The organism is Sphingomonas sp. RIT328 (genome assembly GCF_000632225.1).
Classification (GTDB): Bacteria; Pseudomonadota; Alphaproteobacteria; order Sphingomonadales; family Sphingomonadaceae; genus Sphingomonas; species Sphingomonas kyungheensis.
Genome location: NZ_JFYV01000001.1, coordinates 403,669 through 416,292, shown reverse-complemented (window position 1 = coordinate 416,292; position 12,624 = coordinate 403,669). Strand labels below are relative to the sequence as shown.

Below are 12,624 nucleotides of genomic sequence, written 5' to 3'. Positions count from 1 at the left end.
TCCCTGCACCGCGACGACGGCGGGGCTGGCATCGATTTGGTGGCGGGCCCAGCGCGTCGCGACGCAGAGCAACAGCATGGCGGTCCAGCTCGCCGGATCGGGCAGCACGAACCAGGCGGCGATGCCGCCACCAAAACTCACCGGCAGCCAGAGGATCAGCGTATCGCGTTCAGCCTCCAGCCATTCTTCGATACCGAGCTGTAACCGAACGGGACGCCGCGGCATTTGAAGGGGCATGATCCGCGTGCTACGGCGCGCCTCGGCCGCCCTGGCCGTCACGTCTCAAACCCCGGGAGCATGCGCTGTTGAGCGCCACGATCGATCGCCACGCCCATCACCAGCCGACCGAGGTCGTGACGCGGTTCGCGCCGTCGCCGACCGGCTATCTGCATTTGGGCGGCGCGCGTACCGCCCTGTTCAACTGGCTGTACGCGCGGCATCACGGCGGCCGCTTCCTGCTGCGCATCGAGGATACCGATCGGGCGCGGTCGACCCAGCCGGCGATCGACGCGATCCTCGGCGGACTGCGCTGGCTCGGCATCGACTGGGATGGTGACGCCGTCTTCCAGTTCGCCCGCGCCGATCGCCATGCCGAGGTCGCGCATCAGATGGTCGCAACCGGCCATGCCTATCGCTGCTACATGACCGCCGACGAGATCGCCGCGCAGCGCGCCGCGGCGCAGGCCGCCAAGACGCCGCTGCGCATCCGCAGCCCGTGGCGCGACGCCGATCCGGCGACCGCGCCCGCCGACGCGCCCTTCGTCGTCCGGCTCAAGGCGCCGCGCGACGGTGCGACGACGATCGAGGATCGCGTCCAGGGATCGGTGACGGTGCAAAATGCCGAACTCGACGATCTCATCCTGCTGCGCTCGGACGGGACGCCGACCTATATGCTCGCGGTCGTCGTCGACGATCACGACATGGGGGTGACGCACGTCATCCGGGGCGACGACCACCTCAACAACGCCTTCCGCCAGCTGCCGATCTACCGCGCCAACGGCTGGCCCGAACCGATCTATGCGCATATCCCGCTGATCCACGGCACCGACGGCGCCAAACTGTCCAAGCGCCACGGCGCGGTCGGGATCGAGGCCTATCGCGACGAGCTCGGCATCCTGCCGGAAGCGTTCGACAATTACCTGCTGCGGCTCGGCTGGGGTCATGGCGATGACGAGATCATCAGCCGCGACCAGGCGACCGAATGGTTCGACCTCGGCGGCGTCGGCAAGAGCCCGTCACGATTCGACCTCAAGAAGCTCGAGAACCTCAACGGTCATTATATCCGCGCCGCGGACGACGCGCGGCTCGCCGCGCTGATCGCGCCGATCGGCGGCTATGACGATATCGACCTGCTGACCCGCGCGATGCCGGTCCTGAAGGCGCGCGCGGCCAATCTCAACGAGCTGAGCGAAGGCGCGCGCTTCCTGTTCGCGCAGCGTCCGCTCGACCTCGATCAGGCAGCTTCGGACCTGCTTGCCGGTGACGCGCCGACGCTGCTCGCTGCACTGCACGCTGCGCTTGACGCGGTGCAGCAGTGGGATCAGGAGGCAACCGAAGCAGCGGTACGGCAGGTCGCCGAGGCACGGGGCGTCAAGCTCGGCCAGGTCGCCCAGCCGCTCCGCGCCGCTCTCACCGGACGCAAGACATCGCCCGGCATCTTCGACGTACTCGCGCTTCTCGGCAAAGAGGAAAGCCTCGGCCGGATCGCGGACCGAATGGCAGTCTGATAGGAAGGACAACCACATGACCGACGCCGCCAAAGTTTCCGTGGACGGTAAGGATTTCGACTACCCGGTCATGTCCGGTACGGTCGGACCCGATGTCGTCGACATCCGCAAATTCTATGCGCAGACGGGCGACTTCACCTACGATCCCGGCTTCACCTCGACGGCGTCGTGCCAGTCGAAGCTGACCTATATCGACGGTGACGAAGGCGTGCTGCTGCACCGCGGCTATCCGATCGGCGAGCTGGCGGAACAGTCGAGCTTCATGGAAGTCGCCTATCTGCTGCTCAACGGCGAGCTGCCGGCGGCGGACGAGCTGTCGCAGTTCGAGCACACGATCTCGCGCCACACGATGGTGCACGAACAGCTCGCCACCTTCTTCCGCGGCTTCCGTCGCGACGCCCACCCGATGGCGATCCTGTGCGGCGTCGTCGGTGCGCTGTCGGCCTTCTACCACGATTCGACCGACATCCACGATCCGGTGCAGCGCACGATCGCCAGCCACCGTCTGATCGCCAAGATGCCGACGATCGCGGCGATGGCGTATAAGTACAGCGTCGGGCAGCCGTTCCTCTACCCGGACAATTCGCTGAGCTACACCGGCAACTTCCTGCGCATGACGTTCGGCGTGCCGGCCGAGCCCTATGAGGTCAATCCGGCGGTCGAAAAGGCGATGGACCGGATCTTCATCCTCCACGCCGATCACGAGCAGAATGCCTCGACCTCGACGGTGCGGCTCGCCGGCTCGTCGGGCGCCAATCCCTTCGCCTGCATGGCGGCGGGCATCGCCTGCCTGTGGGGTCCGGCGCATGGCGGCGCCAACGAGGCGGCGCTCAACATGCTGCGCGAGATCGGCACGCCCGACCGCATCCCCGAATTCATCGCCCGCGCCAAGGACAAGAACGATCCGTTCCGCCTGATGGGCTTCGGTCATCGCGTCTACAAGAACTACGATCCGCGTGCGACCGTGATGCAGAAGACGGTGCGCGAGGTGTTCGACGCGCTCAAGGTCAACGATCCGCTGTTCGACACCGCGCTGCGGCTCGAGGAACTGGCGCTCAGCGATGATTATTTCATCGAGAAGAAGCTGTTCCCGAACGTCGACTTCTACTCGGGCGTCATCCTGTCGGCGATCGGCTTCCCGACCTCGATGTTCACCGTGCTGTTCGCGCTCGCCCGCACCGTCGGCTGGGTGGCGCAATGGAACGAGATGATCACCGATCCCGACCAGAAGATCGGCCGTCCGCGCCAGCTCTACACCGGCCCGACGCAGCGTAGCTACGTCCCGGTAGGCCAGCGCTGATGCGCCGCGCCCGGCCGGTCCTGCTCTCCGTCGGCGCGCTGATGGCGCTGATGGGGATGCTGTGGATCGGCCAGGGCCTTGGCTATATCCATTGGCCCGAGTCGAGCTTCATGCTCGATCAGCGGCCGTGGGCCGACCGTGGCGTCGTGCTCGCGGTCGCCGGGCTGCTGCTCATCCTCGTCGCGCGCCGGTTGCGCCGCTAGCGTCAGGCCGGCAGCGACAGGGTGAAGCTGGCGCCCCTGCCGGGGGCGCTTTCCACCGACAGATCCCCGCCCATCGCCCGCGCCAGACGCCGCGCGATATAGAGGCCGAGGCCGTTGCCGCCCGCCTCGCTCGGGTCGACGCGTTCGAACTTGTCGAAGATGCGCGCCTGATCCTCCGCCGCGATGCCCTTGCCCTGATCCGTCACCACCGCCTCGGCGCGATCGCCGACGCGGTTGACCGTGACGCTGACCACGCCGCCCTCGGGCGAGTAGCGCAGCGCATTGCCGATCAGATTGACCATGATCTGCAGCGCCCGCCGGAAGTCGCCGCTCACCGGCAGATGCAGGTCGGGCATCGGCCGCGCGATCGCCACCCCGGCATTGGCGGCGCGCACCGACAGCAGTCCCGCGGCGCGGCGCGCCACGTCGGCGAGATCGATGCCGTCGGTCTCAAGCGTGAAATCGGGCCGCTCGATCGCCTGCATATCGACCAGATCGTCGACCAGCCCGAGCAGATGCCGTCCGGCATTGGCGATATCCGTGGCATAGCCGACATAATCCGGCTGCATCGGCCCCTCCGCCTCGGCATGGATGGTATCGGCATGCGCGATGATCTTGGCGAGCGGTGCGCGCAGCGCCCGGTCGAGGCCATCGGTGAAGTCGGGCGACACCGGCGCCGGCGCGCTGGCGGGCGCCTCGGCGACCCGCGCCACGCCGGCTAGTCCGGCGAACGCGCCGCCGGCATCTTCCTTGACCGTCGCGGTCAGCACCATCCGCATGTCGCCCTGACGCAGCCGCGCGCGCTGCTCGTCGAACGGCCGCCGGCGCGCCACCGCTTCGAGGATCGGCAGCGCCCCGCTTTCGGTCGCGTCGAGCGTGAACAGACTGGTCAGCGGCTGGCCGAGCAGCGCCAGCGCATCGCAGCCGAGCCGCCGGGCGGGATCGATCGCGACGAACGTCAGCCGCAATCCGGCGTCGGTCTCCCACGACAGCGCGCCCTCTTCGATCACGCTCGCGATCGGCCGCTGCGTCACCGGCTGCGGCCGCAGCCCGCGCCAGCCGCTCACCGCCATGCGCAGGCCGTCGCCTTCGGGCTGGACGCGCACCCAGAGTTCGAGATCGGCATCCTGATCGGCGACGGTGACCGCGCGCGAGACGAGGATGCCGAGCCGCATCGCCAATCGGACGATGCCGGCGAGCTGCGGCACCGCGAGGGTCGCGCCGATCGCGCCGCCCGCCTGATCGTTGAGCGCGATCAGCGCCGGATCGGCGGCGAGCAATCGACCATCGGCATCGAGCGTCGCATGGCTGAGCGGCACGTCGGGAATGGCATCGACCCTCATCGTGCATCGCCCCGCGCCAGCGCCGCCAGAGCGAGACGCATGTCGTGGTGCAGCGACAGCGGCGCCAGCGCCGCACGCGCACCCTCCGCCGGCACCGCGACGATCGCGTCGAGATCGTCGGCGAAGGCCTCGATATCGCGCCGGGGATCGGCATCGGCCAGCATCAGCGCGATCCGGGCGATCGTCTGCCGGTCGGTCTCCGCGACGCGCAGCGCCAGCCACAGCCGGTCGCCCTCGGGTTCGAGCACGATCGTCCGCGCCGCTTCGAAATCGAGATCGACCGCGCGGGCGAGCACGGCGATGAACAGGAGCAACCGCCGGTCGCCCAGCGTCTCGACCAGCAGATCGCCGATCTCGTGCGGACGCGCGTCGATCGCCGCCGCCAGCCGCACCGCGGCGGCCTCGGGCCGCTGCCCCTCGTCATGCGCGGCGAGGTTGCGTTGCGCCGCCTCGATGATCGCGCGATCGGCAAGGCCGTCGCCGGTGCCGAGCCCGTCGCGGATCGCCGCGGCGACCCACCAGACGAGCTGGTGATGTCGCTCGGCGGGGAGGATGCCGCCGGGCACGCCGCCCTGTTCGGCCGCCGCCCGCCGCCGCGTCTCCGCCGAAAGCAGCGCGCGCGCCGCCGCGGCGACGACGCCGTCGTCGACATCGGTCAGCCGCACCAGCAGGCTCGCCTGGTCGGGCGTCGCCTCGGTCGGCGACAGACGTTCGGCGATCAGGTCGCATCGCACCTGCGACAGCAATTCGTCGATGAGCAGCCGGTCGCGCAGCACGCCCGCCTGCGTCAGCCGCCCGGCGACCGTAGCCTGCGCATTGAGCAACTGGTCGGCGTGATCCGCCGCGCCCCGGCCGGAGAGGATACGCGCCGCGTGCCGACGGATCTCCGCCTCGATCGCCGCGATCACGCCGTCGAGCACGCGGCGCAGCGCAAGCCGCGTGCGCTCGTCGAGCCGGGCGTCGTCGGGCAGGAAGATATCGGCGATCGCCCCCGTCAGGCGCGCGTCGGCCCGTGCGGCGAGCCGGTGGCTTGCTTCAATACGGGTGCCGAGCACGTCCCGCTCCTGTTCCGGTCCGACCGCCATGGCTTGGACGCTAGCGCCCTATCATTAAAACAGCGCTAAGGCTGCCAACGCAATCGTTCGATTGCGGCGGTCAGCGTCGCGGCGGCATAGAGGGTGGCGGCACCGAGCCCGACGACCGGCGCGGAGACGAAGGCGCCGAGCCAGGCGAGCAGCAGATAGGCCGGCGGACTGCCCCACCAGGGCCGCCGCGGCGCGGCGCCCAGCGCGCGTTCACCGAGCGCGGCGAGCAGCACGAGCCCGACCGCGAGCAGCTCGGGTGCGCCATCCGCCCGCGCCTCGCTGATCGCGCGACCGTGGAGCAGGACGGCGATCGCCGGGATCGCCTGCGCGACGATGCCGATCCAGCGTGCATGCGACCGCTCGTCGCGCAGATCGGCGAGCATCTCGGCCAAGGCGACGCCGAGCGTGCCGAGCAGCGCCAGCAGCAGCCCCGGCCCCGGATGGTCGAAGGCGACCAGCGCCAGCCCGCACAGGCCGATCAGCCCCGCCCCCGCCGCGGCGACCACCGCCGAGACGGTCCGCGGCACGATCAGCGGAATGACGGCGCGGCCGAGGGGCGCGGTGACGAACCGCTCGAACCAGCCGCTGCGTCCCGAGATCATCGCCGCGAGCACGATCCGCCCTCGCGCCTCCAGCGCCTGCGCCGAATGGCCGACGCCATGGCCGCCGCGCACCGCCTCCGGCGGCAGCAGCAGATGCACCGCCCGCGCCTGCGACGCGAGCCGCACCAGCGTCGACTGGACGTCATAATCGCGCGGCATCACCGCCAGTTCGGCGAGCCGCCGCGGATCGAGCCGCGCCACCCCCGCCCAGACCATGCCGCTGCCGACGCGCTCATAGCCCATCGTCGCCTGCTCCTCGGGCATCACCAGCAGTGCGTCGCCGCCGTCGCGCGTCAGCGTCGCCAGCGTCGCCGCCGTGGTGGTGAGGCCGTCGGCGAGCATCACCACGCGTGCGAGCGGGTGCAGCTTCTCCGCCGCTTCCGCGGCGCTGCGCACCGGATCGACCGCGACGCCGCGCTTGCCGATGCGGCTGATCGCGCCGAGCAATTCGGGGGTGAGCCGCGCGACGAGGATGACGATCTGCGATGCGCCCGCCGCGATCAGCAATCGCGCCTGATATTCGATCAGCGTCACGCCGCCGAACGGCAGCGTCGCGGTGAGCATCGCGGGCCGATCGTCGGCGTCATGCATGGCGAAGAGGAGGCCGGCGAGCATCCGGCCGCTGTTAGGCGGTGATGCCGCCGCTGCCTAGAGCAGAGCGCGCTTTGTCGCGCCGATCGGCTACAGCCGGCTGACCGACCGCTGGAGCCGGGCAAGGATCGCGGCGTCCTGCGGCGCGTCGGCCGCCTCGCCGGCCAGTGCCATCAGCCGCACCGCCCCGAAGCTCGCCGCCAGCCCCTTGAGCCGCGCCGCGGCGGTGCGCCACGCCTCTTCGTCGGCGGCGGCCTCGAGCGCGACGAGCGCCCGCTCCGCGCTGTCGACGAACGCCATGCGCAACTCGGCGATCAGCGCCGGTTCGTCCCCCACTGCCGCGGCCAAAGCCGCATCGATCGCGCCCGGATCATAAGCCATTCCCGGCGTGTAGCAGTCGACAGCTTAACCAAGTGTTGCGGTTTTGCTTTATGAGCAAGGCGAAGACGGGTAGGTTCGCCGTCGAAGAACGGGGGTTCCATGATCATCGACATGCGGGCGAACAGCGCCACCGGCGACGCCCACGCCGCGGATGAACTCGATCTCGCCGACGGATATCCGGCGGAAAACACCGCCGCATGGGGCGAGCCGGCGGCGCCGTGGGCCGATCCGGTCGCCGACCCCGCGCCGGTACGAATCGGCTGGCTGGTGCCGGCGTTGCTCGGCCTTGTCGCCCTCGCCTGGGTCGTCGGCATGCTCTGGCTGGCGCGCGACCAGCTGCCGACGCTGCCGCCGGTCGCCCTGATCGAGCTGATCGCCGCGCTGGCGGTGGTGCCGATGCTGCTCGGCGTCGGCTATCTGCTGGTGCAGCGCACCAGCCGGCGCGAGGCGCGCCGCTTCGGCGCCACCGCCGCGGCGATGCGGGCGGAGGCGGCGAGCCTCGAACGCGCGGTCGCCCAGGTGGCGCAAGCGCTCGACGGCAACCGCCGCCAGCTCGCCGACCAGATCGACACGCTGCGCACGATGGGCGACACGGCGAGCGAACGGCTCACCACGGTCAGCCGCGGCATGGCGCAACAGATCGACCAGGCGGAGGCTCATGCCTATGCGCTGTCGCAGGCAGCGGCCGATGCGCAGCAGAGCCTCGGCGTGCTGCTCGCCTCACTGCCGCGCGCGCAGGCGGAGGTGGCCGACGTCCAGCACCTGCTCGACGACACCGGCCTCGCCGCGAGCGAACATGCCGCCGCGCTCACCGCGCAACTTGCCGCACTCGCCGAACGGGGCCGCGAGGCCGACCTCGTCACCGGCAATGCCGCGCAGAAGCTCGCCGCGCATCTCGCCCGGATGGAGGCGACCAGCGAGACCGCCGGCGCCCGGCTCGAAAGCGTGACCGCGACGATGTCGGGCGAGGTTGACGCGCTGCTCGGCCGTACCGCCGATGCGGTCGACGAGGCGCGCAAGGTCATCGCCGCGCAGGGCGATGCGATGCTTGCGATGCTGCGCGCCAACCAGGCCGCGCTCGATATCGCGGCGCGTGACAGCGTCGATGTGCTCGCCGAGCGGATCGGCGGCATCGAGGACGTCATCGACCGGGTGTCGCTGCGCCTCACCGATCAGCGCAAGGCGAGCGAGACGTTGCTCGCCGGTCTCGACGCCGACATCGGCGCGGTCGAGGGCCGGCTCGATCGCCTGCACAGCCAGGGCGTCGATCGATCGCAGATGCTCGCCGCGTCGATCAGCGCGCTCGGCGGTTCGGCCGATGCAATGACCGAGGCGTTGCGCAGCGGCGACACGATGGCGACCCGGACGATCGCCACCACCGAATCCCTGCTGATCGCGCTTGACGCCGCGGCGCGCGAGATCGACGAGACCCTGCCCGAGGCGCTGTCGCGGCTCGACGCCAAGGTGCTGGCGAGCAAGCAGGTCGTCGTCGCCGCCAAACCCGAACTGCTCGCCCTGGTCACCGCCGCGGAGAGTACGCACGAGGCGATCGCCGCGATCGCCGATGTCGTCGCCGAACAGAGCAGCACGCTCGAACGCCTGTCGGGCAGCCTGCTCCAGACGCTCGGCGAAGGGCGCGCCAAGGCGGATGCGCTCGGCATGATGGTCGACGAGACGATCGAGCGCACCCACCGGTTCGCCGACGATGCCGCGCCGCGGCTGGTCGATGCGCTGCTGCGCGTGCGCGAGACGGCGACGGTCGCCGCCGACAAGGCGCGCGAGACGCTCGCCGCGGTCATTCCCGATGCGGCGGCGCAATGGGAGGAAGCGGGCACCGCGGCCCTGCGCCGCGCCACCGGCGACACCGTCGCCCGCCAGGTGCAGGCGATCACCGACGCCACGGAAAACGCCGTCGCCGCCGCGACGCGCGCGACCGAGCGCCTCTCCGCGCAGGTTCGCCAAATCCTCGAACAGGGCGCGCTGGTCGAGGCGCGGATCGAGGAGGCCCGCGCCGAACGCGAGGAGGCCCAGCACGACACCTTCGCGCGGCGTGCCTCGGCGCTGATCGAATCGCTCAACTCGGCGTCGATCGACATCACCAAGGCCTTCGCCCCCGATATCACCGACAGCGCCTGGGCGGCCTATCTCAAGGGCGACCGCGGTGTCTTCACCCGCCGCGCGGTGCGGGTGCTCGAACCCGGCGACGCGCGCGAGATCGCGCAGCTCTACGACGACGATGCGGCGTTCCGCGATGCGGTCAACCGCTACATCCACGACTTTGAGGGCATGTTGCGCACTGTGCTTGCCCAGCGCGATGGATCGCCGCTGAGCGTGACGTTGCTGTCGTCGGATATGGGCAAATTATACGTCGCGCTGGCGCAGGCGATCGAGCGGCTGCGCTAGCCGCCCGGCCGGGCATCCATCGGAGTGACAGCTTCGTGAGCGTGGGTACCGTCGCTCGCGCTCGCCGTGTTCCTGCGCAAGCAGGACCTTGGGTCAGGGTGAACACCGACTGATCGCCCCTGAGGCCCTGGGCTCCTGCGTGCGCAGGAGCACTGAGGGAGACCGCAGCGGCCTCTTGCGGTACGGTTGCCCGAACCGGCCGGTCAGGCTGCGTTGTAGACGGCGGCGCGATCGAACAGGTCGAGCATCGCCGGCGTCACCCAGCCGTAGTGATAATTGGCGGCGAACAGCGCGAACAATAGCGTCGCGACGATCGTCACGCGCACCGCCAGCCGGCCGAGCCGGAACTCGTGCGGCGCGCTCTCGGCCTGGCCGGCGACATAATCGCCGCCGGCCTCCTGCGTGGTGCGCACGCCCCAGGGCAGCACCAGGAAGACCGAGAACGCCCAGAACAGGACGTAGATCGCGAGCATCGACGTCCAGCGCATCGGGGATCAGGCCTCGACGATCAGCACGTCGACGACCGGCTTCTTGCCGGTCCAGCGCGTCGCGACGCGGCGCACCGCCAGGCGGATATCCTCGCGGCGGCGATCGATCTCGCGCTTCTGGCCCTTCATCGCCTCGGCCGCCGCCTCGGCGGCATCCTCGACGAAGGCGGCGCGATCCTCTTCGACCGGCACGCCCTGGACGCGGATCTGCGGGCGACCGAGCGCGCGCCCGTCACGACCGATCGCGACCGCGACCGAGATCTGGCCGTTGATCGCAAGCCGGCGCCGCTCGTTGATCGTCGAACCGTCCGCCGGAAGGATGACGTCACCGTCGAGCACCAGCCGGCCGACTCCGGCATTGCCGATCTTCTCGACCTTGCCGGGCAGCAGCCGCAGGATGTCGCCGTCGCTCTGCACGATCGACTGCGGCACGCCCTCGCTCAGCGCGAAGCGGGCATGTTCCATCATATGGCGCATCTCGCCATGCACCGGCACCAGCACCTCCGGCCGGATCCACTTGTACATCTGCAACAGTTCGGGGCGGCCGGGGTGGCCCGAGACGTGGACGTGCGCCTGACGCTCGGTGATCATCACCACGCCCTTGGCGGCCAGCGTATTCTGGATCTTGCCGATCGCGACCTCATTGCCGGGGATCTGCTTCGACGAGAAGATCACCGTATCGCCGAAATCGAGCTTGATCGTATGCGATCCGTCGGCGACGCGGGCGAGCGCCGCGCGCGGTTCGCCCTGACCGCCGGTGGCGACGATCAGCACCTTGTTCTTGGGCAGGCGCATCGCCGTCTCGGGATCGACCGTCTCGGGGAAGTCGCCGAGATAGCCGGTCGCGCGCGCCACCTTGAGGATCCGGTCGAGCGAGCGGCCGGTGACGCACAGTTTGCGCCCCGTCTCCTTGGCAACCTCACCCAAGGTATGCAGCCGCGCCGCGTTCGAGGCGAAGGTCGTGACGAGCACCCGCCCCTTGGCCCGGCCGATCTGCTCGGCGAGGCCGACCCGCACCGACGCTTCCGACCCCGAAGCCTCGGCGTTGAAGACGTTGGTCGAATCGCACACCAGCACGTCGACGCCGGCATCGCCGATGCGGGTCAGCTGCGCCGGGCTGGTCGGCTTGCCGATCACCGGCGTCGGATCGAGCTTCCAGTCGCCGGTGTGGAAGACGCGGCCCGCCTTGGTCTCGATGACCAATGCATTGGGCTCGGGGATGGAATGCGACAATTCGATGAAGCTGACGCCGAACGGCCCGATCTGCACGCCGGCGATGCCGCCGTCCTTGGCGGGCTGGATGACGCGCAGCTTGACGCGATGGGCGTTGCCCTCTTCCTCCAGCTTGCCACGGATCAGCCCGGCGGTGAACGGCGTCGCATAGAGCGGCACGCCGAGGTCTTCCGCGAGATAGGGCAAGGCGCCGATATGGTCCTCATGACCATGGGTCAGCACGATGCCGACGAGGTCGCCCAGGCGATCCTCGATGAAGGACAGGTCGGGCAGGACGATGTCGATCCCCGGATAGGCGGCATCGGCGAAGGTCACGCCGCAATCGACCATCAGCCATTTGCCGGCATGGCCGTAAAGATTGACGTTCATGCCGATCTCGCCGGAGCCGCCCAGGGCACAGAAGAGAAGTTCGTTGGTCTTGGGAGTCATTTAGGTCTTTCAAAGAGTGTCGCCCGGCGGGCCGAAGATTGGCGCGAGCGCGTCTCAGGCAATATGGGCGTTTTGGTACATGATCGCCAGCCCCTGGATCGTCAGGTCGGGCTCGATGACGTCGAATACGTCGGTATGTTGTTCGAACAGGGTGGCGAGGCCGCCGGTGGCGATGACTTTGACCGGTCGCCCGATCTCCGCCTTCATCCGCGCCACCAGCCCCTCGATCATCGCGATATAGCCCCAATAGATGCCGATGTTCATCTGATCGACGGTGTTGCGGCCGATCACGCTGCCGTTGCCGCGCGGCGCCTCGATCGCGATCCGCGGCAGTTTCGCGGCGGCGCTGACCAGCGCGTCGAGCGACAGGTTGATCCCCGGCGCGATGATCCCGCCCTTGTAGGTGCCGGCATAGTCGCTCGAATCGAAGGTCGTCGCGGTGCCGAAGTCGATGACGATCAGGTCGCCGTCATGCAGCGCATGCGCCGCGATCGTATTGACTGCGCGATCGGCGCCGAGGCTCTGCGGCTCGTCGACGTCGATCGCCATGCTCCACGGCACCGGCGCGCGGCCGGCGATCAGCGCCTCGCTGCCGAAATATTTCTGCGCGAGCACCTGCAGATTGTGCAGCGCGCGCGGCACGACGGTGGCGATGATCACCGCCTCGATCGCGCTGCGTTCATAGCCTTCGAGCGCGAGCAACTGGCTGAGCCAGACGGCATATTCGTCGGCGGTGCGGCGCGGATCGGTGGCGATGCGCCAGCGCGCCTTGATCGTTCGCCCCTCGACCAGCGCGAAGACGACATTGGTGTTGCCGGCATCCACCGCGAGCAGCATCG

At 69.6% G+C, this 12,624-nt stretch carries 12 protein-coding genes; 4 read left to right on the top strand and 8 right to left on the bottom strand.

Annotated elements, in window-relative coordinates:
* Positions 1-279: hypothetical protein (locus BW41_RS21430; protein WP_152542054.1), on the bottom strand; the 279-nt coding region annotated here is incomplete at its 3' end.
* A gap of 26 nt (positions 280-305) precedes the next feature.
* On the opposite strand from BW41_RS21430, the gene gltX reads away from it, so the two are divergent.
* From gltX to BW41_RS02055, 3 genes are read left to right on the top strand one after another with little or no spacing between them, the layout of a single operon-like run.
* Entirely contained in the window at positions 306-1,727 is a 1,422-nt protein-coding gene (gene gltX / locus BW41_RS02065; protein ID WP_051583179.1) for a glutamate--tRNA ligase, read from the top strand.
* Between the two features lie 16 nt (positions 1,728-1,743).
* Positions 1,744-3,027: a citrate synthase gene (locus tag BW41_RS02060; RefSeq protein ID WP_037530757.1), complete on the top strand. Its 1,284-nt coding sequence runs from the start codon at positions 1,744-1,746 to the stop codon at positions 3,025-3,027.
* Entirely contained in the window at positions 3,027-3,230 is a 204-nt protein-coding gene (locus BW41_RS02055) for a hypothetical protein (RefSeq protein ID WP_037530755.1), read from the top strand. The genes BW41_RS02060 and BW41_RS02055 overlap by 1 nt, the downstream gene beginning before the upstream one ends.
* 2 nt (positions 3,231-3,232) lie before the next feature.
* Here the strand turns inward: BW41_RS02055 and BW41_RS02050 are convergent, their stop codons facing one another.
* The 4 genes from BW41_RS02050 to BW41_RS02035 all read right to left on the bottom strand — a co-directional run bounded on the left by BW41_RS02050 (position 3,233) and on the right by BW41_RS02035 (position 7,232).
* On the bottom strand, positions 3,233-4,573 hold the full coding sequence (locus BW41_RS02050) for a sensor histidine kinase (protein ID WP_037530752.1): 1,341 nt from the start codon (positions 4,571-4,573) through the stop codon (positions 3,233-3,235).
* Positions 4,570-5,658, bottom strand: coding sequence for a hypothetical protein (locus tag BW41_RS02045; RefSeq protein ID WP_037530750.1), 1,089 nt, complete (start codon positions 5,656-5,658; stop codon positions 4,570-4,572). Before BW41_RS02045 ends, BW41_RS02050 begins: the two co-directional genes overlap by 4 nt.
* Positions 5,659-5,693: 35 nt before the next feature.
* A complete protein-coding gene (locus BW41_RS02040; RefSeq protein ID WP_037530749.1) occupies positions 5,694-6,875 on the bottom strand; it encodes a hypothetical protein in 1,182 nt (393 codons plus the stop codon).
* A 66-nt stretch (positions 6,876-6,941) separates the two neighbouring features.
* Positions 6,942-7,232 carry a hypothetical protein gene (locus tag BW41_RS02035; protein WP_037530747.1) on the bottom strand — a complete coding sequence of 97 codons (291 nt, stop codon included), beginning with the start codon at positions 7,230-7,232 and terminating at the stop codon, positions 6,942-6,944.
* Positions 7,233-7,331: 99 nt separating this feature from the next.
* Between BW41_RS02035 and BW41_RS02030 the strand changes: the two genes are divergently transcribed.
* Positions 7,332-9,635: a hypothetical protein gene (locus BW41_RS02030; protein ID WP_037530744.1), complete on the top strand. Its 2,304-nt coding sequence runs from the start codon at positions 7,332-7,334 to the stop codon at positions 9,633-9,635.
* A 203-nt stretch (positions 9,636-9,838) separates the two neighbouring features.
* Here BW41_RS02030 and BW41_RS02025 read toward each other — a convergent pair whose 3' ends face one another.
* From BW41_RS02025 to BW41_RS02015, 3 genes are read right to left on the bottom strand one after another with little or no spacing between them, the layout of a single operon-like run.
* Positions 9,839-10,123: a DUF1467 family protein gene (locus tag BW41_RS02025; protein WP_037530741.1), complete on the bottom strand. Its 285-nt coding sequence runs from the start codon at positions 10,121-10,123 to the stop codon at positions 9,839-9,841.
* Positions 10,124-10,129: 6 nt separating this feature from the next.
* Entirely contained in the window at positions 10,130-11,785 is a 1,656-nt protein-coding gene (locus tag BW41_RS02020; protein WP_037530739.1) for a ribonuclease J, read from the bottom strand.
* 54 nt (positions 11,786-11,839) lie between these two features.
* Positions 11,840-12,622 carry a type III pantothenate kinase gene (locus BW41_RS02015; protein ID WP_037530737.1) on the bottom strand — a complete coding sequence of 261 codons (783 nt, stop codon included), beginning with the start codon at positions 12,620-12,622 and terminating at the stop codon, positions 11,840-11,842.
* Positions 12,623-12,624: the final 2 nt, after the last annotated feature.

What these genes read in the sequence shown, in the direction of transcription:
- BW41_RS02025 (WP_037530741.1), bottom strand. Translation starts at nt 10,123, where the DNA reads ATGCGCTGGACGTCGATGCTCGCGATCTACGTCCTGTTCTGGGCGTTC.
- BW41_RS02055 (WP_037530755.1), top strand. Translation starts at nt 3,027, where the DNA reads ATGCGCCGCGCCCGGCCGGTCCTGCTCTCCGTCGGCGCGCTGATGGCG.
- BW41_RS02045 (WP_037530750.1), bottom strand. Translation starts at nt 5,658, where the DNA reads ATGGCGGTCGGACCGGAACAGGAGCGGGACGTGCTCGGCACCCGTATT.
- BW41_RS02030 (WP_037530744.1), top strand. Translation starts at nt 7,332, where the DNA reads ATGATCATCGACATGCGGGCGAACAGCGCCACCGGCGACGCCCACGCC.
- BW41_RS02020 (WP_037530739.1), bottom strand. Translation starts at nt 11,785, where the DNA reads ATGACTCCCAAGACCAACGAACTTCTCTTCTGTGCCCTGGGCGGCTCC.
- BW41_RS02060 (WP_037530757.1), top strand. Translation starts at nt 1,744, where the DNA reads ATGACCGACGCCGCCAAAGTTTCCGTGGACGGTAAGGATTTCGACTAC.
- BW41_RS02050 (WP_037530752.1), bottom strand. Translation starts at nt 4,573, where the DNA reads ATGAGGGTCGATGCCATTCCCGACGTGCCGCTCAGCCATGCGACGCTC.
- BW41_RS02015 (WP_037530737.1), bottom strand. Translation starts at nt 12,622, where the DNA reads ATGCTGCTCGCGGTGGATGCCGGCAACACCAATGTCGTCTTCGCGCTG.
- BW41_RS02040 (WP_037530749.1), bottom strand. Translation starts at nt 6,875, where the DNA reads ATGCTCGCCGGCCTCCTCTTCGCCATGCATGACGCCGACGATCGGCCC.
- BW41_RS02035 (WP_037530747.1), bottom strand. Translation starts at nt 7,232, where the DNA reads ATGGCTTATGATCCGGGCGCGATCGATGCGGCTTTGGCCGCGGCAGTG.